5 protein-coding genes are annotated in these 25,821 nt (G+C 73.3%); 2 read left to right on the forward strand and 3 right to left on the reverse strand.

Annotation, left to right across the window (positions count from 1 at the left end):
• Window positions 1–154 precede the first annotated feature (154 nt).
• Both ACT2CW_RS01215 and ACT2CW_RS01220 read left to right on the forward strand, forming a co-directional pair.
• Complete coding sequence (locus ACT2CW_RS01215) at window positions 155–529, forward strand: hypothetical protein (RefSeq protein ID WP_164425346.1); 375 nt, start codon at window positions 155–157, stop codon at window positions 527–529.
• Window positions 526–1,044 (forward strand): 3-hydroxyacyl-ACP dehydratase FabZ family protein, encoded by a 519-nt coding sequence (locus ACT2CW_RS01220; protein WP_445515207.1) that lies wholly within the window; start codon window positions 526–528, stop codon window positions 1,042–1,044. Before ACT2CW_RS01215 ends, ACT2CW_RS01220 begins: the two co-directional genes overlap by 4 nt.
• A 136-nt stretch (window positions 1,045–1,180) precedes the next feature.
• Here the strand turns inward: ACT2CW_RS01220 and ACT2CW_RS01225 are convergent, their stop codons facing one another.
• The 3 genes from ACT2CW_RS01225 to ACT2CW_RS01235 all read right to left on the reverse strand — a co-directional run bounded on the left by ACT2CW_RS01225 (window position 1,181) and on the right by ACT2CW_RS01235 (window position 25,777).
• Window positions 1,181–2,446, reverse strand: coding sequence for a cytochrome P450 (locus ACT2CW_RS01225; protein ID WP_051573426.1), 1,266 nt, complete (start codon window positions 2,444–2,446; stop codon window positions 1,181–1,183).
• A gap of 16 nt (window positions 2,447–2,462) precedes the next feature.
• Entirely contained in the window at window positions 2,463–14,339 is an 11,877-nt protein-coding gene (locus tag ACT2CW_RS01230) for an amino acid adenylation domain-containing protein (RefSeq protein WP_445515208.1), read from the reverse strand.
• Between the two features lie 377 nt (window positions 14,340–14,716).
• Entirely contained in the window at window positions 14,717–25,777 is an 11,061-nt protein-coding gene (locus ACT2CW_RS01235; protein ID WP_445515209.1) for an amino acid adenylation domain-containing protein, read from the reverse strand.
• Window positions 25,778–25,821: the final 44 nt, after the last annotated feature.

The raw sequence follows: 25,821 nt of genomic DNA on the forward strand, positions 1-25,821 counted from the left end.
CCTTCACTCATCGCAGCCTGTCCGACGCCCGTGAGGTGCGACAACGACAGTGCAAAGAATTGAGTACGTGATCGGGGGGGCGTAGCGGGGCTTCCGATTTGAACTATTCGAGGCGATGTAGGCGGCACCTCTCGTCATGGGCACGATGTGAGCCATGAACCTCACAGGGCAGAATGCCGAGCGCCGCGAACAGGCCTCGGCGGCGACGACCGCCGAGATCACCCACACCGCGTCGCTCGAGACGTTGCTCGCGGCCCCTTGTCCGGACTTCCCCGTTCTGCCCGGGGTGTGCGTCCTGGAGTATCTGCGGGCGAGCGCGGAGGCCAGCGTGCCCGCCCCGGGTCTGCGCTGGCACGCGGTGGACCGGGTGCGGTTCGTGGGCCCGGTGTTCCCCGGTGAGGAACTGACGGTCCGGCTGACCTGGCAGCGGTCGGGCGAGGACGAGTGGACCGGGCTGGCCACCGCGAGCACCGTGCGCGGCACGGCGGCCTCCGCCCGGCTGCGCTACGTCGGGGAGGCGGACCGGTGACCGGACCGACCACCGCGGACACCACGGGCCGCGCACCGGTGATCGAACTGGACGGGGTGCGCCGGCTGCTTCCGCGCCGCCGCCCCATGCTGCTCGTGGACCGGGTGCTGGAAGTCGTCCCGGGTGAGCGGATCGTCGCGGCGAAGGCCGTCACCTGCAATGAGCCGTGGTACGCGCGGCTCCCCGAAGGCACCCCCGCCGAACGGCTCGGCTATCCGTCGGCCCTGGTGATCGAGTCATGGGGCCAGGCCGCCGGGATCCTGTCGCGGCTGAGCGGTGAGCTGCCCGAGGGCATGATGCTACTCGCCGGGCTGAGCGACGTCCTGGTGCACCGCACGGTCCTGCCCGGAGTGCTGCTGGAGCACCGGGCGAGGATCGTCAGATCCCTCGGTGACCATCTGATCTTCGAGGGGGAGAGTCTGGTGGACGGGCACCCGATGGTGTCCATCGGGCGGATGGTGATGGCGTTCCGCCCCGCGAGCGCGCTGTTCCCGCCGGACGGGGACGAGCGCTGAACCGACGGGCACCCAACCACTGACACCGGGCCGCTCACACCGGACCACCGACACCGGGCCGCTGACACTGGGCCACCGACACTGGGCCACCGACACCGAACCACTGACACCGGGCGGCCCGGTGTCGGAACGGCGCTCAGGAGTCGGCGGTGGCCAGCCCCGCCTCGTCCGGCAGGAACCGGACCGGCAGGGTCGACATCCCGGTCATCAGATTGGAGTGGATCCGGCGCGGCTCACCGGTGAGTTCGACACCGTTGCTGAACGTCCGCATCGCGTCCAGCATCTCCTTCACCTCGACCCGCGCCAGATAGGCGCCGAGGCAGAAGTGCGGACCGTAGCCGAAGGTGATGTGCTTGTTCGGCGAACGGCCCAGGTCCAGGACGTACGGGTCGTCGAAGACCGACTCGTCGCGGTTGGCCGAGGTGTTCCACAGCGTCACCACGTCGCCCGCCTTGATGGTCCCCCCGGCCATCTCGATGTCGACCAGCGCGGTGCGGCCGAAGTTCATCGCGGGGGTGGCCCAGCGCAGCGCCTCCTCGGTGGCCGACTCCAGCGTCACCGACCCCTCCTTGAGCCGCTTCCACTGCTCCGGCTCGCGGCTGAGGGTGTAGAGGGAGTCGATCATTGTGAGCCGGCTGGTCTCGTCGCCGCCCAGGATGAGGCTGTAGCAGTTGAAGACGATGTCCTGATCGGTCAGCGGCACACCGTTGATGTCACTGGCGGTGAGCGTGCTGATCACGTCGTCCTGCGGATCGGCGCGCCGCTCGGCGACCAGGTCGCTGAAGTACAGCAGGATCTCGTTGCGCGCCAGGAACGCCTCCTCCGGGGCCTGGTCCGCCTCGTCCGAGCTGAGCGAGGACTTGGTCAGACCCAGCAGATAGGCGTGGTCCTTCACCGGCACCCCGAGCAGACCGCCCACGGTGGTCAGCGGGATCACCTGGGCCACCTCGGCCGCGAAGTCCCCCTCCCCCCGCCGGACCGCTTCGGCGATCATCCGGCGGGCGTTGACCCGGACCAGCGCCGCGACCTTGGACAGGGCGCGCGGCGAGAACGCCTTGAGCATCACATTGCGCAGGTCCTTGTGGCGCTGGCCGTCGGTCACCGCCAGCATCTGGCCGGCGGCCGAGTCGCCGCCCGCCAGCAGCGTCACCAGGACGTTGCCCTTCTCCGAGGTGAGCCGCTGGTTGTCCCGGTAGAGCGCCATCACATCGGCGTAGCGGCTGACCACCCAGAAGCCGGGAGCGCCGTCGACCGGCGGATGCCAGTGCAGCGGGTGGTCGGCGCGCAGCCGGCGCCAGTACGCGTCCATGTCGTGCTCGAGGTAGGTCTTGGGGTCGACCAGGTTGACCGCCGAGATCTCCTCCGGTACCTCTTCGCGGCTCATCGCTGTCTGCACGCTCATCTCTCCACCAATCGGGTCACTTGAGTTCCCGGAGCTTCTCGTTGAGTACGCGGCCGATCTCGGCGGCCGGTTCGGGCCGCATCAGATACGGGTGGGCGTGCGGGATCCGCCGGTACTCGATCCGTCCGTCGACAAAGGGCCGCCACCGCTCGGCGCGCCCGGCCAGGTCGGCCGCGGGCACCGACGGGTCCTCCTCGGCCACCAGCACCAGCAGGTCGCCCCGGTAGCGGGCCGGTTCATAGGCCAGGAACAGCCGGCGGTTGTTGGCGAAGGCACGGGCCAGGGCGGCCACGTTGTCCTCGTCCAGGCTGGCCAGCACCGACTGCCGCTCCCGCAGCATGGTCACCACCTGGCCGTGGGTCAGCCGCGCGTCGCCCAGGGCGGTCACGTCGTAGCCCTCGAAGTCCAGCAGCACCCGCAGCGCGTCCTGCTCGTCCGGCAGCCGGTCGGGCAGCGGCTGGGAGCGGTCGAGCGGGTACTCGTCCAGATTGACCAGCAGCGCCACCTCCTCGCCCTCGGCCTGGAGCAGCGCCGCCATGGCGTGGATGACCGTGCCGCCGAGCGACCAGCCGAGCAGGGCGTACGGTCCGGTGGGCCGGACCCGGCGGATCTGGGCGACATAGTCGGCCGCCATCTCCTCCAGGGTCCCGGGGAGCGCGTCCCCCTCGCCGTCGAGTCCGCGGCACTGGAGGCCGTAGACCGGGTGCTCGGCGTCCACGCTCCGCAGCAGCGCCGAGTAGCTCCAGCTCAGCCCGCCCGCGGGGTGGACACAGAACAGCGGGACGCGGCTGCCGTGCTCGCGCAGCGGAAGCAGCACATCGAGCGAGTCCTGCTCGGCGTCGCCGCCGAGCCGCTGGGCCAGTTCGGCGACGGTGGGCGCGGTCAGCACCGTCCGCATGCCGAGCTTCACGCCGAACGCCGACCGGATCCGGTTGACCAGGCCCATCGACATGATGCTGTCGCCGCCCAGGTCGAAGAAGCTGTCATGGATCCCCACCACGTCGAGACCCAGCGCCTCCCGGAACAGCCCGCACAGGATCTCCTCCTGCGGGGTGCGCGGTCCGCTCCACTCGCGCGGGTTGTAGTCGGGTGCGGGCAGCGCCTTGCGGTCGACCTTCCCGTTGGCGTTCAGCGGCAGCTCCTGAAGGACCGTGAACGCGGCCGGGACCATGTAGTCCGGTACCGCCGCGGCCAGCCGCTCGCGCACCGCGGCGGGGTCCAGCCCGCCGCCCGCCACTGGCACCAGATAGGCGGCCAGCCGCTTGCCCGCGCCCTCGTCCGCGCGCAGCACGACCGTCGCCTGGCCCACCTCGGGGTCCCGGGCCAGCGCGGCCTCGATCTCGCCGAGTTCCACGCGGTAGCCGCGGACCTTGACCTGCTCGTCCACCCGGCCCAGGTACTCCAGCTGCCCGTCCGCGTTCCAGCGCGCCAGGTCGCCGGTGCGGTACAGCCGGCCGCCCGGCGCGCCGAACGGATCGGCCACGAACCGGGCCGCCGTCAGCGCGGGCCGGTTCAGATAGCCGCGGGCCAGCTGGCCGCCGCCGATGTAGAGCTCGCCGACGGCGCCGCGCGGCGCGGGCCGCAGCCCCGCGTCCAGCACATACAGCCGGGTGTTGGGAGTGGGCCGGCCGATCGGCACCGCGCCCGACGGTGTCTCCTCGCCCGGTTCCAGCCGCAGTACCGCGCAGCCGACGGTGGCCTCGGTCGGCCCGTACTCGTTCACCACGGCCACGTCCGGGTGGGCGGCGCGCCAGGGGGCCAGCGCCTCGCCCAGCAGCTGCTCACCGCCGATCACCAGCTCCCGGGTCGGGGAGCACTCCGGGTCCACACCGGCAAGCAGCGGCAGATGGGAGGGGGTGACCTTGCAGAACGCCGGCCGGACCCGCCCTTCCGCGGGCTGCTCCAGCTCCGCCACATGCACACAGCCGCCGGTCGTCAGCGGGCCGAACAGCGAGGTGACCGCCATGTCGAAGGAGACCGGCGAGTGCAGCAGGGCCCGCTCGCCCAGCGACGGGTACGCCTCGGCGGCGTAGTCGAGGTACTGGGCGAACGAACGGTGCTCCACCACGACGCCCTTGGGCCGCCCGGTGGACCCCGAGGTGTAGATGACATACGCGGGGCTCTGGGCCTGCCACCGGTGGCCGCCGGAACCGGCGGAGGCGGCGGGCGCGGTCGGCTCATGCGTACCGGCCTCGTCCAGCAGCCGCACCGGCGCCGCCGTCCGCGGCAGGCCGGGCGCGATGGCGGAGCGGGTCAGCACCAGCACCGGAGTCGCGTCGGTGAGGACGTGCGCCAGCCGGTCCGCCGGGTCGCCCGGGTCCACGGGCAGATAGCCGCCGCCCGCCTTGAGCACCGCGAGGGCGGCGATCACCAGGTCGGCCGAGCGCGGCAGGGCCAGTGCCACCAGCCGCTCGGGGCCCACTCCGGCCCCGATCAGCTCGGCGGCCAGCCGGTCGGCGGCCGCGTCGAGCCGTGCGTAGCTGAGCCGGGTGCCGTCCGCGGCCAGCAGCGCCGGGGCGTCCGGGGTGCGGGCGACCTGGGCCTGGAAGCGCTCGGGCACCAGGGCGACGGGCGCGGGCCGCGCCGTGGCGGTGAACTCCTCCAGCAGCGTGCGGCGTTCGTCCGTGGTCAGCAGATCGACCCGGTTCACCGGCCGCTCCGGCGCGTCGATCATGGCCTCGAACGCGCGGACCAGCCGGCCGCCGATGGCCTCCACGGCGTCGGGGGCCACGAGGTCCGGCCGGTAGCCCAGACGCAGCCGCAGGGCGCGTCCCGGCATCGCCACCAGACTGATCGGGTAGTGGTTGGCGTCCGAGCCGTACAGGCCGACGATGCGCAGCCCGTCCTCGACGGCGGGCATTCCGTCGCCGTCCAGCGGATAGTTCTCGGTCACCACGATCGTGTCGAACAGCGTGTCCGGCTCGACCAGGCGCAGCACGTCCTGGAGGCCCAGGTAGTGGTGGTCCATCACCGCCGTCTGCTGGGCTCGCAGCCGCTCCAGCAGCGTCGTCCAGGTATCGGTCGCCCTCAGCTCGGCGCGGACCGGGACGGTGTTGATGAACAGGCCGACCATGGTCTCCACCCCCGGGAGGTCCGCGGGGCGGCCGGAGACGGTGGCGCCGAACACCACGTCGGTCCGGCCGGTGAGCCCGGACAGCACCACGCTCCAGGCCGCCTGCACGACCGTGTTCAGGGTCGCGTCGTGGCGTCGGGCCAGCGCGGTCAGCTCCGTGGTGGTGCGCTCGGGGAGTTCCACGAGCAGGTCGCCGGGGACCTCGACGGTCCGTCCGTCGCTGTCGGGCGCGATGAGCGTCGCGCCGTCCACCCCGGAGAGCACCGTGCGCCATGCCTCGCGCGCCGCCTGCTTGTCCTGCCGGCCGAGCCACGCGAGATAGTCGCGGTACGGGGTGACCTCCGGCAGCGCCGACTCGTCGCCGTCCGCCTCGTACAGCGTGAACAGCTCACGCATCAGCAGCGGGCCCGACCAGCCGTCGAGCAGCAGGTGATGGTTGGTCATCAGGAACCGGGCCAGCTGGTCGCCCATGTGGATCAGGGTGAAGCGCAGCAGCGGCGGCCGCTCGGGGTCGAACCGGCGCACCCGGTCCTCGTCCATCAGCGCGTCCAGCCGGGCGGCCCGCTCCGCCTCGGGCAGATGGCGGAAGTCCAGCTCCACCCAGGGCAGTTCGACGTCGGCGGCCACCACCTGCACGGGGCGGCTCAGCCCCTGCTGGCGGAAGCCCGCGCGCAGGTTGGCGTGGCGCCGCAGCAGGGTGCGCGCCGCGCCGCGCAGCCGGTCCGCGTCCAGGGGGCCCGCGAGGTCGATGCCCAGCTGCACGGTGTAGAGGTCGGGCTCGTCCTCGTCGAACTGGGCGTGGAAGAGCAGCCCCTCCTGCATCGGCGTGAGCGGCAGGACGTCCTCCAGCCGCTCCGCCCCCGCGGACTCGACCGCCTCGATCTCGTCCTGGGTCAGCGGGACCAGCGTCAGGTCGGAGGGGCTGTAGCCGCCCGCCTCCGGCCCCTCGGCGTGCCGGACCAGGGCGGTGAGCGCGGTCAGCCAGTTCTGGCCCAGCTCGTGGACCTCGTCCTCGCTCAGCAGTTCGCCCGCCCAGGACACATCGGCCACCAGCTGCGGGCCGTCCGGCAGGTCCTGGGTCATCGCGGTGATGTCGATGGTGTGCGCGATCGGGCGCCCGGGGTCGCTGCCGCCGTCGAGGTCGAAGCCCTCCGGGGCAGGTCCCCAGTCGGCCGGGGCGGTCTTCTCGTTCGCCACGGCGCCGGGGAAACGGCCCAGGTAGTTGAAGCTGATCTGGGGCTCGGGCAGCCGTGAGAGCACCGGCGCGGTCTGCGGGTTGAGGTACCGCAGCAGGCCGAAACCGATCCCGTTGTCCGGCAGGGCGCGCAGCTGCTCCTTGACCCGCTTGAGCACCCGGCCGGTCGCCGGACCGCCCGCGCGGTACTCGGCCCAGTCGTGCGGGCCGGGGTCGAGCCGTACCGGGAACAGGCTGGTGAACCAGCCGACGGTCCGGGACAGGTCGACGCCCTCGTCGAGTTCCTCACGGCCGTGGCCCTCCAGGTTGACCAGGACATGGCCGGCTTGGTGGCCCCGCTGTGCGCGCCACTGGACGACGGCGGCCGCGAACGCGCTCAGCAGGACGTCGTTGATCCGGGCGTGGAACGCGGCGGGCACCGTGGTGAGCAGGGCCGAGGTCTGCTCGGCGGGCAGCGTGAGCAGCAGCCGCTTCGTCGTCGCGGTGATGTCCCGCCGGGGGTCGAGCGGCCGGTCGGCGAGCGCCGGGTCGGGCTCGGCGAGGGTGTCCAGCCAGTACGTCAGCTCCTCGACCCGCTCCGGCCGCTGGGCGGCGTCGGTGAGCAGCTGCGCCCACTCCCGGAACGAGGTGCCGACGGCGTCGAGCCCGGAGGTGCCGCCGCCGTTCAGCCCGGAAGTGCCGCCGCCGTTCAGACCGGAAGTGCCGCCCTCCGTCTGCGCGGACCACGCCGTGGTCAGGTCCGGCAGCAGGATGCGCCAGGACACCCCGTCGACCGCCAGGTGGTGGACGGTGAGCAGCAGCCTGCCGGAGACATCCGGGCCGGCGTCGAACCAGACCGCCTGGAGCATCAGCCCCGCCTCGGGGTCGAGCCGGTCCCAGGCGCCCTTGGTCTCCTCGGCCATACGGGCACGGGCCCGCTCCTCGTCGAGACCGGTCAGATCGACCCGGCGCAGGCAGTCCGCCACCCGGACCGCGCCGCGCTCGGGCACCTCCAGGCTCCACACCACGCCACCGGTGCGGCGCAGCCGCATCCGCAGCGCGTCGTGGTGGTCGAGCACCGTCTGCAACGCGGACCGCAGCCGCTGCTCGCCGACGTCCGCCGGGACCACGATCATGTTGGTCTGGCTGAACCGGTCGGGGCGGCCGCCCCGCTCGCGCATCCAGTGGATGATCGGCGTCAGCGGCACGTCGCCGATCCCCGCCGAGGCCGCCACGGGCTCGGCGGCGGGGCCTGCCGCGGGTGCGTCCTCGACGGCCGTGGCCTTGGCCAGCGCGGCCACCGTCTTGTGCTCGAACACATCCCGCGGCGTCAGCTTGACGCCCGCGTCACGGGCCCGGCGGACCAGCTGGATGGACATGATGCTGTCCCCGCCGGTGTCGAAGAAGCTGTCGTGGATGCCGACCCGCTCCAGCCCGAGGACCTCCGCGAACAGCCCGCGCAGCAGCTCCTCGTGGGGGGTTCGCGGTTCGTCGGCGGGGCCGGTGGCCGTGGTGGTGTACTCCGGCGCGGGAAGCGCCTTGCGGTCGGTCTTGCCGTTCGGGGTCACCGGCAGCGAGTCGAGCACCACCACCGCGGCGGGCACCATGTACTCGGGCAGCTCAGCGGCCAGCTGGGCGCGCAGGTCGGCGCCGGTGAGCGGCCCGGCCGCGCCCTCGGTCACCGCGTAGGCCACCAGCCGCGGCTCACCGGGGCGGTCCTCGCGCACCATCACCTCGGCCTGCCGGACCGAGGTCCCGCGCAGCAGCGCCGAGCGGATCTCGCCGAGCTCGATCCGGAAACCGTGCAGCTTGACCTGCTCGTCGGCGCGGCCGACGAACATCAGCACCCCGTCGCGGGTCCACTTGGCCAGGTCACCCGTGCGGTACATACGGGTGCCGGGCGGGCCGAACGGATCGGCGACGAAGCGCTCCGCGCTCGCCGCGGGCCGGTTGAGGTAGCCGCGGGCGACCCCGGGTCCCGAGAGGTACAGCTCGCCGACCACCCCGGGGGCCGTCGGCCGCAGCGCCGCGTCGAGCACCCGCACCCGGGCGTTGGGGATCGGTGTGCCGAGGGGCGGTTCGGCCACGCCGGACAGCGGTGCGCTGATGGTGGCGCACACCGTCGCCTCGGTCGGGCCGTACGCGTTCACCATCCGCCGCCCCGCCGACCAGCGGCCGGCCAGCTCCGGCGGGGTCGCCTCCCCCGCCACCAGCAGGGTGACGCCCGCGGGCACCTCACCGTCCGTCATCACACCGAGCGCGGCCGGCGGGATGGTCGCCTGGGTGACGCGCTGCTCGGTGAGCAGCGCGGCCAGCGGGGCGCCGGGGTCCAGTCGCTCGGACGGCGCCATCACCAGCGTGGAGCCGGACAGGAGCGCCTTGCACAGCTCCGCGAAGGCGGCGTCGAAGCTCGGCGAGGCGAACTGGAGGACGCGGCTGCCCGGACCGAGTCCGAGCGCCTCCGTATAGCCGGTGAGCAGACTGGCGAAGCCGGTGTGCGGGACCACCACGCCCTTCGGCCTGCCGGTGGAGCCGGAGGTGTAGATCAGATAGGCGGGGTGGTCCACCGACAGCCGGACCTCCGGCGCGGTCTCCGGCGCCTTCGCGATCCTGGCCTCGGTGGCCTCGTCGTCGAGCAGGAGGACGGTGGTGTCGCCCATGGGGGGCAAGGTCTCGGCGATCGGCCGGGTGGTGACGACCACGCCGGGCCGGGCGTCGGAGAGCATGTAGGCGATGCGCTCGGCGGGGTACGCCGGATCGAGCGGCAGATAGGCCGCACCCGCCTTGTGCACGGCCAGGACCGCGGCCGGCCAGTCGGGGGACCGGGGGAGCGCCAGGGCGACGAACCGCTCGGGGGCCGCACCCTCGGCGCGCAGCACATGCGCGAGCCGGTTCGCCCTCCGGTCCAGTTCGGCGAACGACATCTCACGGCCCTCGAAGGCCACCGCGGGGTCGTCGGGCGCCTCGGCCACCCGGCGGGCGAACAGCGCGGGGAAGGTCGCCGGGGGAAGGTCGCGCGCGGTGTCGTTCGCGGCGGCCAGCACGGCGTGCTCGTCCTCGGTGAGCGGGGAGATGTCGCCCACCCGCAGGTCCGGGTCCTCGGTGACCCGCTCCAGAAGCCGCGTCAGCCGCTCGAACAGGGCCTCGACCGTCTCCCGGTCGAAGAGGTCGAGCCGGAAGTCGATCAGCGCCTGGAGACCGGCCGGGGCGCCGCCGGGGCCGGTGCTCTCGTTGAAGGTGAAGGCCAGGTCGAACTGGGTCGCGTTGACCGGCACCGGATACGCGACGGCGTCGACCCCGGGCAGACCGGTCGGCGAGGTGGTGGTGGTCTCGAGGTTCTGTACGTTCAGCCAGATCTGGAACAGCGGGTGCCAGGCCAGCGAGCGCTCGGGGTTGAGCAGCTCGACCAGGCGCTCGAAGGGCACCTCCTGGTGGGCGTACGCGGCCAGGTCGTACTCGCGGACCCGGTCCAGCAGTTCGCGGAAGGTGGGGTCGCCCGAGGTGTCGGTGCGCAGCACCAGGGTGTTGACGAAGAAGCCGATCATTTCCTCGAGCGCCTTGTCGTTGCGCCCGGCGATCGGCGAGCCCATGGGGATGTCGGTGCCCGCGCCATGCGCGGAGAGCAACGAGGCCAGACCGGCCTGCAACACCATGAACAGGCTGGTCCCGGTCGTGCGGGCGACGCGGGCCAGCGCGCGGTGCAGCTCCGGTGAGATCCGCCCCTCGACCGTCTCGGCCGTGTAGTCGGCCTCCGGCGGACGCGGGCGGTCGGTCGGCAGCGGCAACACATCGGGGCTGCCCTCCAGTCGCCGCCGCCAGAATTCCAGCTGCTCGCTGACCAGGCTCCCGGGGTCGCTCTCCTCGCCGAGGACCGAGTAGTTCCAGATCGTGTAGTCGGCGTACTGGACCGGCAGTGGCTCCCAGTCCGGGGCCCGGCCTGCCGTCCGCGCCAGATAGGCCGAGGTGAGGTCGGCGGCGAAGGGGCCGACCGACCAGCCGTCGCCCGCGATGTGGTGCAGGATGATCAGCAGGACGTGGTGGTCAGGGGCCATCTGGAACAGCGTCACCCGCAGCGGGGTCTCGGTCGCCAGGTCGAAGTCGCGCGCCGCCTGTTCGGCGATCGCCGCGTCCAGCGCCCGCTCGTCGACGGTGGTGACGACCATCTCGGCCGGGCACTGGTCCGGGGGCAGGATCAGCTGCCGCGCGGCGCCGCCGGTCTCCGGGAAGATCGTACGCAGCGTCTCGTGCCGGGCCGTGACGTCCCGGACGGCCGCCCGCAGCGCCTCGTGGTCCAGCCTGCCCGTCAGCCGCAGCCCCAGGCTGATGTTGTGCGCCGCGGCGCCGTTCTCGAACCGGTTGAGGAACCACAGCCTGCGCTGGGCGTAGGACAGCGGGATCCGCTCCGGGCGCTCCACCGGGACCACCGGCGGCCGCGCGGTGTCGGCGTCACGGAGCCGCTCCGCCAGCTTCGCCACCGTGGGCGCCTCCCACAGCGCACGCAGCGGCAGTTCCACGGAGAAGGCGGTCCGGGTCCGGCTGACCATCCGGGTGGCGTGCAGCGAGTGCCCGCCCAGCTCGAAGAAGTCGTCGTGAATGCCGACCGAGTCCAGCTCCAGCGCCTCCATGAACAGGCCGCACAGGATCTCCTCCTGCGGGGTGCGCGGGGCCACGCTGGTGGACAGTGCGGTGAGGTCCGGCGCGGGAAGCGCCTTGCGGTCGGTCTTCCCGTTGGGCGTCAGCGGCATCTCGTCGAGCACCATGAACGCCGAGGGCGTCATGTACTCCGGCAGCCGCGCGGCGACGGCCCGGCGCAGCGCGGGCACCGGCACCGCCGCGCCCGGGGCCGCGACGACGTACGCCACCAGCCGCTGCTCGCCCGACCCGGCCTCGCGGGCCACCACCGCCGCCTGGGCGACCTCGGGCAGTTCGGCGAGCACGGTCTCGATCTCGCCCAGCTCGATGCGGAAACCGCGCACCTTGACCTGGTCGTCGGTGCGGCCGCCGAACTCCAGCTGCCCGTCGTCCGTCCACCGGGCCACGTCACCGGTCCGGTACATCCGGGTGCCGGGCGCGCCGAACGGGCAGGCGACGAACCGCTCCGCGGTCAGGTCCGGACGGCCCGCGTAGCCGCGCGCCACGCCCCGCCCGGCGATGTAGAGGTCGCCGAGGACCCCGGGCGGGGCCGGGGACAGCCCGGCGTCCAGGACGTAGACCTGGGTGCTCGCGATGGGCCTGCCGATGGCCGGGGGGCCGGACACCTCGGCGAGGCGGGCGGCGGTGGGCTGCGACGCACGGCTGCTCGGTTCGGTGCTCGGCGTTCCACTGCCGTCAGGTCCCCCGTCGGGCCCGGCGAGGCGGGCAGCCGTCGACCACACGGTGGTCTCGGTGGGGCCGTACAGGTTCGTCACCTCGGAGCCGAGTTCGCACAGCCGGGAGGCGAGCCCGGCGGGCAGCGCCTCGCCGCCGACCAGCACGCGCAGCCCGTAGAGCGCCTCGGGGTGCTGGGACACCAGCGCCTGCCACAGGGTGGGCGTGGCCTGCATGACCGAGGCGCCGGTGTTCTTCAGCAGCGCGGCCAGCGCGGGGACGTCGATCACCTCGTCGCGGGTGGCCAGGACCACCGCGGCGCCGGACACCAGCGGGGTGTACAGCTCCAGGCCCGCGATGTCGAAGGCGATGGTGGTCACCGCGGCCAGCCGGTCCCCGGGCCGCAGGGCGAACCGGTCCCGCATGTCCTGGATGAAGTTGGTGAGGTTGTCCCGGGTGACGACGACGCCCTTGGGCCTGCCCGTGGAACCCGAGGTGTAGATGGTGTACGCGGGGTGGTCCCCCGCCACCGGGGCCGGTTCCGGGGCCTCGCCGGACAGGGCGGCCAGCCGGTCGCGGACCGCCGGGTCGTCCAGCAGCACCCGCGCCGCACCACCGGTCGCGGGTACCGAGGTCACCGAGGAGTCCGTCACCACGACGGCGGGCGCGGCGTCGGTCACGATGTACTCGACGCGCTCGGCCGGGTATTCGGGGTCCAGCGGGACGTACGCGCCACCGGTCTTCAGGACCGCGAGCAGGGTGGCCACCAGGTCCGCACCGCGCGGCAGCGCCACCGCCACCCGCGTCTCGGGGCCGACGCCGAGCCCGGACAGCAGCCGGGCCAGCCGGTTGGCGCGGGCGTCCAGCTCGCCGTAGGAGACCTCGGCCCCGTCCGCGACCAGGGCCACCGCCGCCGGGTCGGCGGCCACGGCGGCCGCGAACAGCTCGGGCACCGAAGTCTCCGGCGCCCCGGCGTCGGGCTCGTTCCAGCCGTCCAGGACGGTGCGCAGCAGCTCGGGCGCGAGCACCTCGGTGCGGCCCACCGGGAGGGACGGGTCCGCCTCGATCCGCTCCAGCATCCGGCGGAAGCCGTCCAGCAGGGCCCGCGCCCGCTTCGCCGGGTACAGATCGGGGCGGTATCCCAGGCGCAGCCGCAGGGTGGGGCCGGGGGTCGGGAACAGGGTGAGCGCGTAGTGGGTGGCGTCCTGGCCGGTGATGTCGGTGATCCGCGGCCCGTCGACGGGCTCGGTGACGCCGTCGGAGTCCAGCGGGTAGTTCTCGAAGACGACCAGCGTGTCGAAGAGTTCACCGGTGACCGGCGTGGATTCCCGCACGGCGGACAGCGGCAGGTGGTGGTGGTCGAGCAGCGCGGCCTGCTGCCGCTGGACCGCGGTCAGCAGATCGGTCCAGGAGGCGGCGTGGTCCACCCGCACCCGGACCGGCAGGGTGTTGATGAACAGCCCCACCATGGACTCCACGCCGGGGATGTCCGCCGGGCGCCCGGACACGGTGGCGCCGAACACCACGTCGTCGCGGCCGGTCAGCCGGCCGAGCAGCACGCCCCAGGCGCTCTGCACCAGCGTGTTCAGGGTGACACCGGCGGAGCGGGCCAGCTCGCCGAGGCGGGCGGTGAGGTCCGCGTCCACCTCGGCGACCAGGTCCTCGGGCAGCACCTCGGCGCCGGGGCCCGCCTCGGGCACCACCAGCGTGGCCGAGTCCACCCCTTCCATCGCCTCGCGCCAGGCCCGCTTCGCCGCGTCCTTGTCCTGCCGGGCCAGCCAGGCGAGATAGGTGCGGTAGGGGGTGACCGGCGGCAGGGTGGTGTCCTCGCCGCCCGCGCGGTAGTGCTGGAACAGCTCCTGCATCACCAGCGGGGCGGACCAGCCGTCCAGCAGGATGTGGTGGGCGGTGAGGACCAGCCAGAAGGCGTCCGCCGCGACCTTGATCATGGTGACCCGCAGCAGCGGCGGCCGCTCCATGTCGAAGCGCCGCGCACGGTCCCCGGCGGCGAACTCCCGGACCTTCGCCCGCTGCTCGTCCTCGGACACACCACTGAAGTCCAGCTCGGTCACGGGGAGTTCGAGGTCCCGGAGGATCACCTGCATCGGGTCGCCGGTCTTACGGCGCCGGAACCCCGCGCGCAGGCTCGCGTGCCGCCGCACCAGCGCGGCCGCGGCGCGGCGCACCGCCGGAGCGTCCACCGGGCCCTGGATCCGCACCGCCAGCTGGACGGTGTAGACGTCGAGCGCGTCCGCGTCCTCGGAGTACTGCGCGTGGAAGAGCAGCCCTTCCTGGAGCGGCGACAAAGGCAGAAGGTCCTCGATACGTGTCTGCTTCACTGCACAGGCTCCCTGGGCGTCTTCGTGATGCGATGTGTGACGAGTGCGCAGTCGAGATCGGCGGGGCCCCTCTCGCCCGTCGGCGAGGCCCGCCGATCCGACCGTAACGGCGCCGCGGCCCGGTGAAAGCCGCACATAAACAACTCGGAAGTGGGGCTACTGCCGGCCACCGCCAGTCCTGGCCGGAACCGCACACCAACAACTCAGTAGGGCGGCTACTGCCAGTCGTCCAGTTCGCTCGCGAGCTGGACGACTCGTCCTGGCCGGAACCGCACACCAACAACTCACTAGGGCGGCTACTGCCAGTCGTCCAGTTCGCTCGCGAGCTGGACGACTCGTCCTGGCCGGAACCGCACACCAACAACTCACTAGGGCGGCTACTGCCAGTCGTCCAGTTCGCTCGCGAGCTGGTCCAGCTCTTCCTGGCTGACGTCGATCAGATCCATGTCGGAGGGGGTGTGGCGGACGGCCTGCGGGGTGTCGGCATGGCGGGCCAGCGCCTCCAGCGCCCGGATCCACGCCTGGGCGAGGTCCCGCACCACGGACTCCTCCAGCAGCGCCGAGGGCCACTGCCAGAGCACCGACAGCTCGGGGCCGTCCGCGCGGTCCTGGGTGGACGCGGTGACCTCCAGCGCGTGGGCGACCGGCATGTCCGGGTCCTCGCCGCCGACGGCGCCCGCCTCGGGGGCGAGCGCCCAGTCGGCGGCCTCGGGCGCGGCCGAGGTGTCGAAGCGACCGAGGTAGTTGAACCCGATCTGCGGCTCGGCCAGGCCCCGCAGCGAGGGCGCGGTGTCCGGGTTGAGATGGCGCAGCAGGCCGTAGCCGATGCCGTTGTCGGGCACCTGGCGCAGCTGCTCCTTGATCCGGGCGAGGACGTCGCCGACGGTCGCCCCGCCGGTCCACACCTCGCCCCAGTCGATCCGCCCGGGGTCCAGGAACAGCGGGTACACGCTGGTGAACCAGCCGACCGTACGGGACAGTTCGGTGTGCTCGGCGATCTCCTCGCGGCCGTGGCCCTCCAGGGCCACCAGCAGCCCGCCCGTGGCCCCGCCGAAGTGCCGGCGGCGCCAGTCGGCCACCGCCAGGGTCAGCCCGGTGAGCAGCACGTCGTTGACGGACGCGCGGAACATCTCGGGCAGCCGGGTGAGCAGGGTCCGGGTGGTGTCCGCGGGCAGCGCCATGGTGATCGAGCGCTGGGTGCGGGTGAGGTCCCTGGACGGGTCGACGGTCAGCGCGGCCAGGGGCTCCGGGGCCTGGGCGAGACGGCCGCGCCAGACCGGGAGTTCGGCGATCCGCTCCGGTGCGACGGCCTCCTCGGCCAGCGTCCGCGACCAGCGGCGCAACGATGTGCCCACCGGGTCGAGTTCGGGGGTGCGCCCGTCCCGTACCGCCTCCCAGGCCCGTGCCAGGTCCGGCAGCAGGATCCGCCAGGAGACGCCGTCGACGACGAGGTGGTGCAGCGAGAACCACAGCCTGCCACGCTCACCTGGCCCGGCGTCGAACCACACGAACTGCGCCATCGTGCCGGCGTCGGGGTCGAGCCGGCCCACCGCCGCGTCGCTGTGCTCGGCGAGCCGGGCGCGGCGCTCCGCGTCGTCCAGGCCGGTGAGGTCGACCCGCCGGATCAGGTCCGCCGCGCGGACCGCGCCGCGGGCCGCCACCTCCAGCGACCACCGCCCTCCGGTCCGGTTCAGCCGCGCCCGCAGGGCGTCGTGGTGGTCCAGCAGCGTCTGCACGGCGGTGACCAGCCGGTCCAGGTCCAGCTCCGCGGGCGTCTGGAGCAGCATCGACTGGTGGAACCGGCCGATGGGCCCGTTCCGCTCGCCAAGCCAGTTGAGGATCGGGGTCGCGGGGATCTCCCCGATACCGGCGTCCGGGTCCTCCGCCTCGGCCTCGGGGACGGTGCCCGCGGCGGCCGCGAGGGCCGCGACCGTCTGGTGGCGGAAGACGTCCTTCGGGGTGAAGACCAGACCCGCGGCGCGGGCCCTGGCCACCAGCTGGATCGAGACGATGCTGTCGCCGCCGAGGTAGAAGAAGCTGTCGTCGACGCCGACTTCCTCGACCCCGAGCCCCAGCACCTCCGCGACCAGCTTGCGCAGGGTCTCCTCACGGGCGCCGCTCGGCGCCCGCGAGGTGCCGCCCTGCTCCGGTGCGGGCAGCGCCTTGCGGTCGATCTTTCCGCTGGTGGTCAGCGGAAGCGTCTCGAGCGTCACGAACGCCGCCGGAACCATGTAGTCGGGCAGGCGTCGCGCCAGCCCGGCCCGCAGTTCGTCGATGTCGATGCCGTCCGCCCCGGCGGCGGGCACCACATAGGCCGTCAGCAGCCGCACCCCCGGGCGGTCCTCGCGCACGACGGTGGTGGCGCGGTGCACTCCGGGGTGGTCCGAGACGGCCGCGGTGATCTCGCCCAGCTCGATCCGCAGCCCCCGCAGCTTCACCTGGTCGTCGGTGCGCCCGACGAACTCCAGCTCGCCGTCGGCGCGGCGGCGCACCAGGTCGCCGGTGCGGTACATCCGCGATCCGGGCGGGCCGAACGGGTCGGCCACATAACGCTCGGCGGTCAGCCCGGGGCGCCGCAGATAGCCGCGGGCCAGCGAGACGCCCGCGATGTGCAGCTCGCCCACGCAGCCCAGCGGCACCGGACGGAGCCGCTCGTCCAGCACATGCAGCCGCGAGTCGGCCACGGGCGCGCCGAGCGCCGGTACGGCGTCGTCGGTCAGCAGCCCGCTCATCGCCGCCACGCAGGTGGTCTCGGTCGGGCCGTACACATTGTGCATCCGCACCGTGTGCCGCCACCGGCCGATCAGCTCCGGTCCGAAGGACTCACCGCCGACGACGATCTCCATGCCCTCGGGCAGCCCGCCCTCGGGCAGCGCGGCCAGCGAGGCGGGGGTGATGAAGGCGTGGGTGACGCCGTATTCGGCGCACAGGTCGAGATACGCCTGTCCGGACGTCGGCCGGTCGGCCGGGACCACCACCAGCGCGCCGCCCACCAGCAGGCTCATGGACATCTCCAGGAACGCCGCGTCGAAGCTGGCCGAGGCCAGCTGCGGCACCCGGGCGCCCGGTCCTACGCCCGCCCGCTCCACCAGCGTCGCGCACAGGTGCGCCACTCCGGCGTGGGTCACGGTCACGCCCTTGGGCCTGCCGGTCGATCCGGAGGTGTAGATGACGTAGGCGGGGTGCTGGGGCGACAGGGCGGCGGCGGGTACGGGCGCGTCGGCCGCGGGCGCGGGCACATCAGCCCCGTCCACGGGCACGGGCACAGCAACCCCGTCCACGGCCACGGGCTCCGTCGCGTCCAGCGTGTCGAACAGCGCCGTGGGCACGGTGGTCCGCGGCAGCCGTCCGGCGACGGCGCCGGAGGTCAGCAGCAGGGCGGGCTCGGCGTCGTCGAGCATGTACCCGACGCGGTCGCGCGGCAGGTCCGGGTTGACCGGCAGATAGGCCGCCCCGGCCCGCACCACGGCGAGCAGCGAGACGATCAGCTCCGGGGAGCGCGGCAGCGCCACCGCCACCAGCTGCTCCGGTCCCGCTCCCCGCGCGGCCAGCGCCCGGGCGATCCGCTCGGCCCGCGCGTCGAGTTCGGCGAAGGTCCAGGTGCGGTCCTCGGCCAGCAGGGCGGGTGCGTCCGGGGTGCGGGCCACCCACCCGGCGAACAGCTCCGCCATGGTCGCCGGGGGCACCTCGCGCACCGCGGCATCGTTCCACTCCTCGACGATCCGGTGGCGCTCCCCGGGCAGCAGGACGTCCAGCTGGCCCACCGAGCGGGACGGATCGGCGACGGCGGCGGCCAGCAGCCGCGCCAGCCGGTCCACCAGCATCCGCACCGTGTCCCGTTCGAACAGGTCGGTGCTGTAGGTGAGCGCCCCCTCGATGCCCGCGGGCGCGCCGTCGTCGGCATGGGTCTCGGACAGGGTGAAGGACAGGTCGAACTTGGCCACGTCCTGGCCGATCGGCTGCGGCCCCGCGACCACCCCGGGCAGTTCGACCCTGCCCTCGGCGGTGTTCTGGAACGCCAGCATCACCTGGAACAGCGGATGCCGGGACGCCGAGCGCTCGGGGTTGATCAGCTCGACCAGCCGCTCGAACGGCAGGTCCTGGTGGGCGTACGCGGCCAGGTCGGTCTCCCGCACCCGCTCCAGCAGCTCGGTGAAGGTCGGATCGCCGGAGACGTCGGTGCGCAGCACCAGCGTGTTGACGAAGAACCCGATCAGGTCGTCCAGGGCGTCGTCGGTGCGGCCCGCGATCGCCGTGCCGAGCGGGATGTCGGTGCCCGCGCCGAGCCTGCTGAGCAGCGCGGCCAGACCGGCCTGGACGGCCATGAAGAGGCTGGCCCGGTGTTCCAGGGCCAGCTCGCGCAGGCCGCGGTGCACCTCGGCGTCGAAGCGGAAGGTGACCATATCGCCGCGGTAGCTGATGGCGGGTGGACGGCGGTGGTCGGCGGGCAGCGCCAGCTCCTCCGGCGCGCCCTCCAGGGCCGACCGCCAGAAGGCGGCCTGCCGGGAGATGGTGCTGTCCGGGTCGTCCTCGCTGCCCAGCACCTCGTGCTGCCACAGCGTGTAGTCGGCGTACTGCGCGGGCAGCGGGGTGAACTCCGGAGCGCGGCCCGCGCTCCGGGCCGCGTAGGCGGTGGACAGATCCCGGCCCAGCGGGGCCATCGACCAGCCGTCGCCCGCGATGTGGTGGACCACCAGCGCCAGTACGTGCTCGGTCCGGCTCAGCGCGAACAGCCAGGCCCGGACCGGGATCTCGGTGGCGATGTCGAACGCGTACCCGGCGGCCTCGGCGAGCGCCGCCTCCAGACCGGCCTCGGTGACCTCGGCCACCGGCAGTTCGGGCACCACGTCCAGCACCACCTGGCGGGGGCGGCCGTCCACCTCCGGGAAGACGGTGCGCAGGCTCTCGTGGCGGCCGACCACATCGGCCAGCGCCGCGCGCATCGCCTCCCGGTCCAGCTCACCGGTCAGCCGCAGGGCCATCGGCAGGTTGTAGGTGGCGCTCGGCCCCTCGAACCGGCCCAGGAACCAGAGCCTGCGCTGGGCGAAGGACAGCGGCACCTCCTCGGGCCGCTCCCGCCTGGTCACCGCGCACCGCGCCCCGCCCGCGTCGCCGATCAGCCCGGCCAGTCCGGCGGGCGTCGGCGACTCGAACAGGTCGCGCACGCCGAGCTCCGCGCCCAGGGTCGTACGGATCCGGCTGGTCAGCCGGGTGGCGAGCAGCGAATGGCCGCCGAGGTCGAAGAAGTTGTCGTCCACCCCGGCCTCGGCCACCCCGAGCACCTCGGCGAACAGCGCGCACAGCGCGGCCTCCCGCGGGGTGGCCGGCTCCCGCCGCTCGGCGTCCTCCCGTACCGGCGCGCGCAGCGCCCGGCGGTCCAGCTTGCCGTTGGGGGTCAGCGGCAGCGCGTCCAGTACGACGAACGCGCTGGGCACCATGTAATCGGGCAGCGTGGCGGCCAGGTGCTTGCGCAGCTCGGCCGGGGCCGGGGCGGTCCGGTCGGCCAATGGGACCAGATAGCCGACCAGTTGGGGTGCCCCGGGCCGGTCCTGCCGGGCCAGGACGGCCACCGAGGCGAGGTCGGGGTGGGCGGCGAGCGCCGTCTCGATCTCGCCGAGCTCGATCCGGAAGCCGCGCACCTTGACCTGGTGGTCGGCCCGCCCCACGAACACCAGCTGTCCGTCCTTGCCCCAGCGCACCAGGTCACCGGTGCGGTAGAGCCGGGATCCGGCCGGGCCGAAGGGGTCGGCCACGAAGCGCTCCGCGGTGAGGCCGGGCCGCTTCAGATAGCCGCGGGCCAGCCCGGCGCCGGCCAGGTACAGCTCCCCGACGACCCCCGGGGGCACCGGGCCCAGCGCGTCGTCCAGGACATAGACCTGGTCGTTCCAGACCGGGCGGCCGATCGGCGCCGTGGCGGGCCACTGCGCGGGGTCGCCGGGCAGGGTGGTGGCCGTGATCACATGGCTTTCGGTGGGGCCGTAGTGGTTGTGCAGCCGCAGCCACGGGCGGTCGGCCTGGAAGGCGCGCAGCCGCGGGGTGAGCGCCAACGCCTCGCCCGCCTGGGCGATCACCCGCAGCTCGCCGAGGGCTGCACCGCTCTCGACGGCGGCCTCCGCGACGGCGTCCACCACCAGGTTGGGGGCGTACAGCTCGTTGATCCGGTGCTCCTCCAGCCACCGGGTGAGGGCGGCGGCGTCGCGGCGCACCGCGTCGTCCGGGACCACCAGCGTCTTGCCGGTGAGCAGGGTGGTCAGGATCTCCTGGGCGGAGACGTCGAAGCTGATCGCGGTGAACTGCGCGACCCGCGTCCCGGCGCCGCCGCCGATCTCACCGTGGTGCCAGGCGACCAGGTTGGCCATGGCGCCCGCGGGCATCACGACACCCTTGGGGCGGCCGGTGGAGCCGGAGGTGTAGATGACGTAGACCGGGGCGGCCGGGTGGAGCGGGCGGGTGCGGTCCGCGTCGGTGGGGTCGGTGTCCGCCTGCCCGGCCAGGAGGGCGGCGGTCTCCGGGGTGTCGAGGGCGAGGAGCGGGGCCCGGTGACCGTCCGGCAGCACCCCGGTCCGGGTCAGCACCACCGAGGGCGCCGCGTCGGCCAGCATGAAGGAGACGCGCTCGGCCGGGTACTCCGGGTCGATGGGCAGATAGGCGGCTCCGGTCTTGAGCACCGCGCACACCGCCACCAGCAGCTCCGCCGAGCGCGGCAGCGCGATGCCGACCGTGTCCTCGGGGCCGGTGCCCCGTGAGATGAGCAGATGGGCCAGCCGGTTCGCCGCCGCGTTCAGCTCGGCGTACGACAGCACCGTGTCGCCGTGCACCACGGCCGGGGCGTCCGGCAGCGCGTGCGCCTGCCGCTCGAGCAGTTCCGGCAGGAAGGCCCCGTCGAGCTGCTGGGCGGTGTCGTTGTAGGCGGTCAGCTGGCGGTGCCGCTCGACCGGGTCGAGCAGGTCCAGGGAGCCGATCGGCCGCTTGGGGTCCTCGGCCGCCCCGGCCAGCACCCGGATCAGCCGGTCGGCGAGCCCCTGGACCGTCTCCCGGTCGAACAGATCGGTGCTGTACTCCATCCACCCGGCCAGACCGTCCGGCGCGCCGTCGGGGGTGCGCCGCTCGGTCAGCCCGACGAACAGGTCGAACTTGGCCATGTCGCCGAGGTGGTCGTAACGGTCCACCCGCAGGCCCGGCAGCGAAAGCTCGGCCGGGCGGTTGTTCTGCACGGTGAACATCACCTGGAACAGCGGGTGGCGCGCGAGGGAGCGCTCGGGGTTGAGCTGCTCGACCAGCCGCTCGAACGGCACGTCCTGGTTGGCGTACGCGGCCAGGTCGGTCTCCCGCACCCGCTGGACCAGCTCGCGGAAGGTCGGGTTGCCGGAGGTGTCGGTGCGCAGCACCAGCGTGTTGAGGAAGAACCCGACCAGCCCGTCGAGGGCGTCGTCGGTGCGGCCGGCGATCGGCGTGCCCACGGGGATGTCGGTGCCCGCGCCGGACCGCGACAGCAGCACCGAAAGACCGGCCTGGACCACCATGAACAGGCTGGCCTGGGAGGTACGGGCGATGGTGAGCAGCCGCTTGTGCAGCTCCTCGGGGAGGTGGAACGTCACGGTGTCGCCCGCGTAGCTCGCCACCGCGGGGCGCGGCCGGTCCACCGGGAGGTTGAGCTCGTCGGGGATCCCGGCCAGGGCGTCCGACCAGTAGCCGAACTGCCTCGCGATCGCGCTGTTCCCGTCCGCCTCCTCACCCAGTACCCGCCGCTGCCACAGCGTGTAGTCCGCGTAACTCACGGGCAGCGGCTCCCAGGACGGCGCGGTGTCCTTCAGCCTGGCCGTGTAGGCGAGCGAGAGGTCGTGGCCGAAGACGCCAAGCGACCAGCCGTCGCCGACGATGTGGTGCATCACCACGAGCAGGACGTACGCATCGGCGCCGGTGCGGAAGACGCGCACCCGCAGCGGGAGTTCGGTGGCCAGCCGGAACCCGGCGGACGCCTCCTCCTGGAGCGCCTCGTCCAGCCGCTCCGGTGCCGCGCTCAGATCCACCAGGGACAGGTCGAGCTCGGCCTCCGCGGGATCCAGCACCCGCTGGTACGGGTCGCCGTCCACGTCCGGGAACACCGTCCGCAGGCTCTCGTGCCTGGCCAGGACGTCCCCGAAGGCATGGCGCAGCGCGTCCAGGTCCAGTTCACCGGTCAGCCGCACGGTGAGCGGGACGTTGTAGATCGACTTGGCGCCCTCGAACCGGTCCAGGAACCACAGCCGGTGCTGGGCGAAGGACAGCGGTACCCGCTCGGGGCGCGGCCCCGCCTCCAGCGCGGGCCGGCCGTCCACGGCCTGGCGCAGCCTGCGGGCTATCCCGGCGGGCGTGGCCGTCTCGAACACCGCGCGCAGCGACAGCTCCTCGCCGAAGACCGCGCGGGTCCTGGTGACCAGCCGGGTGGCCAGCAGCGAGTGGCCGCCGAGGTCGAAGAAGTCGTCGTCCACCCCCACCTCGGGCACGCCGAGCAGTTCGGCGAAGAGCGCGCACAGGATCTCCTCCTGCGGGGTGCGCGGCCCGCGCCCGGCCGGACCGGCCGCGCCGCCGGGCTCGGGCAGCGCCTTGCGGTCCAGTTTGCCGTTGGGGGTGAGCGGGAGGGCGTCGAGGGCGACGAACGCCGAGGGCACCATGTACTCGGGCAGCGAGGCGCCCACGTGGTCGCGCAGCGCGGTGGGGGCGGGCACCTCTCCTCCGCTCACCGGCACCAGATAGGCGACGAGCCGCTTGTCGCCGGGGGTCGGCTCACGCACCACGACCACCGCACGGTCGATCCGCTCGTGCGCGGCCAGGACCGACTCGATCTCCCCCAGCTCGATCCGGAATCCGCGGATCTTGACCTGGTCGTCGGCCCGGCCGGCGAACTCCAGTACGGGCTGCTCGCCCTCGGTGTTCCAGCGCACCAGGTCACCGGTGCGGTACATCCGCTCGCCGCCGCCCTGATACGGATCGGCGACGAAGCGCTCGGCGGTCACACCGGGCCGGTTCAGATAACCGCGCGCCAGGCAGGGTCCTGAGACGTACAGCTCCCCGGTGACACCCGGCGGCACCGGCCGCAGCGCACCGTCGAGCACCCGCAGCCGCGCGGTGCCGAGGGCGGTGCCCATGGGCGGCGCCACCGCGCCGGAGAGCGGCTCGCTGAGGGAGACGCAGACGGTGCTCTCGGTCGGCCCATAGGCGTTGATCATCGTCCGGCCGCCGGACCACGCCTCGACCAGCTCCGGCGCGGACGCCTCACCGCCGACCACCAGCAGGCGTATCGACGGCAGGTCCTCGGTGAGCACGGCCAGCGCGGCGGGCGGGATGAGCGCGTGCGTGACCTGGTGCTCGGCGACCAGCTCGACCAGCGCCCGGCCGGGTTGGAGCCGTGTCGCGGGGGCGAGCACCAGCGCGGCGCCGGTGAGCAGGGCGGTGTAGGTCTCCCAGACGGCGGCGTCGAAGCTGGGTGAGGAGAACTGGAGCACCCGGCAGCCGGGCCCCACGCCGAACCGCTCGACATTGGTGGCGACCAGACCGGCGAGACCGGAGTGCGTCACCATGACGCCCTTCGGGCGGCCGGTGGATCCCGAGGTGTAGATGACGTAGGCGGGGTTGGCGGGCGTCGTCGTCCCCCGCCGCTCGCCCGGCTCGATCTCGGTGTCCGGCCGGGCGTCGGTCTCGCGGACGGTGGCCGGGTCGTCCAGCAGCACCCTCGGCGCGGCGCAGACGTCCGGGATCACCTCCGCCGACGCGGCGGTGGCCAGGACCAGCGCCGGGTCTGCGTCGGTGAGCAGATAGGCGATCCGGTCGGCCGGATAGGAGATGTCCACCGGCAGGTAGGCCGCGCCCGCCTTGAGCACCGCCAGCATGGCGACGACCAGCTCGGGAGAGCGCCGCAGGGCGAGCGCGACCACCCGCTCCGGCCCCGCGCCCCGCTCGATCAGGGTGCGGGCCAGGCGGTTGGCGCGGCGGTCCAGTTCGGCGTAGGAGAGCGAGGTGTCCTCGTGGACCAGGGCGACGGCGTCCGGATGGAGCCGTACCTGTTCGGCGAAGAGCGCGGGGATGACGTCACCGCCCGGCAGCGGCCGTTCGGGCATGCCCAGGGCGAGCATGCGGTCCGCCTCGGCGTCGCTCAGCAGGGGCAGCCGGCCGATCAACTGCTCCGGATCGTCCGCGAAGGCCGCGAAGAGACGGCGGAAGCGGTCGCCGAGCACCTCGATGTCCTCGCGGGTGAAGAGCTCCTGCCGGTAGCCGAAGTGCAGCCGCAGCCCGTCGCCCGGCAGGGCCGCGATGCTCAGCGGGTAGTGGTTGGCGTCGGTGCCCCTGGCGCCGGTCAGCGTGAGGTCACCGGGCAGCTCGGGCAGGTCGTCCCCGCCCATGGGGTAGTTCTCGGTGACGGTGAGCGTGTCGAAGAGGGTGCCGAGCCCGGCGGCCCGCTGGATGTCCGGGAGGCTGAGGTGGTGGTGCTCGACCATTCCGGCCGCCTGGCGCTGCATCCCGGTCAGCAGGGACAGCAGGCTCTCGTCCGGGCGCACCCGCACCCGGACCGGCACCGAGTTGATGAACAGGCCGACCATCTGGTCCGCGCCGGCCAGCTCGGCGGGGCGCACCGATACGGTCGAGCCGAACACCACGTCGTCACGGCCGGTCAGCTGCCCCAGCAGCAGCGCCCAGCAGCCCTGGAACACCGCGCTCAGCGTGAGGTCGTTGCGCCGGGCGGTCTCCCGCACCCGGGCGGCCAGCTCATCGGGCATGGTGATGACCAGCTCGGCCGGTACGGTCCGCGCCCCGGCGTCGTCGGGCGCGAGCAGCGTGGGCTCCTCCACCTCGGCGAGCACGGTGCGCCAGGCGTTCTCCGCCGCCGCCCGGTCCTGCCGCTCCAGCCAGCTCAAGGCTTCGCGGTACGGCGTCACCGGCGGCAGGCCCGAGTCGTCGCCGCGCCGGTGGTAGATCTCGAAGAGCTCGAACATGAGCCGGGCGGTGGACCACCCGTCGAGCAGGATGTGATGCGAGTTGAACATCAGCCGGCTGGTATTCGGGCCCAGCTTGATCAGCGTGAAGCGCAGCAGCGGCCCGGCCCCCAGGTCGAACCGGTGCGCCGCCTCCTCGGCGGCCAGCCGCTCCAGCTCCCGCTCCTGGGCCCGCTCGTCGAGCCCGGAAAGGTCGAACTCCCGCCAGGGCACCGGGACTTCGCGCGCGATCACCTGCACCGGCCGGCTCAGCTTCTCGTACCGGAAACTGGCCCGCAGATTGGGGTGCCGGCGCAGCAGAGTGGCCACCGAGTCGCGCATGGCCCCGGCGTCCATGGGGCCATCGAGGTCGATCAGGATCTGGGCGACGTAGACATCGAGTTTCTCTTCCCCGTAGAGGGTCTGAAACAGCAGACCCTCCTGAAGTGGCCACAGCGGAAGGACGTCGTCGATGGCTGCTCGCGTCATTATGGAAATCTCCACTCGTCATTCCGGGTCGCCGACAAAAAGGG

The sequence above is a fragment of the Streptomyces sp. NEAU-174 genome, from assembly GCF_052665095.1.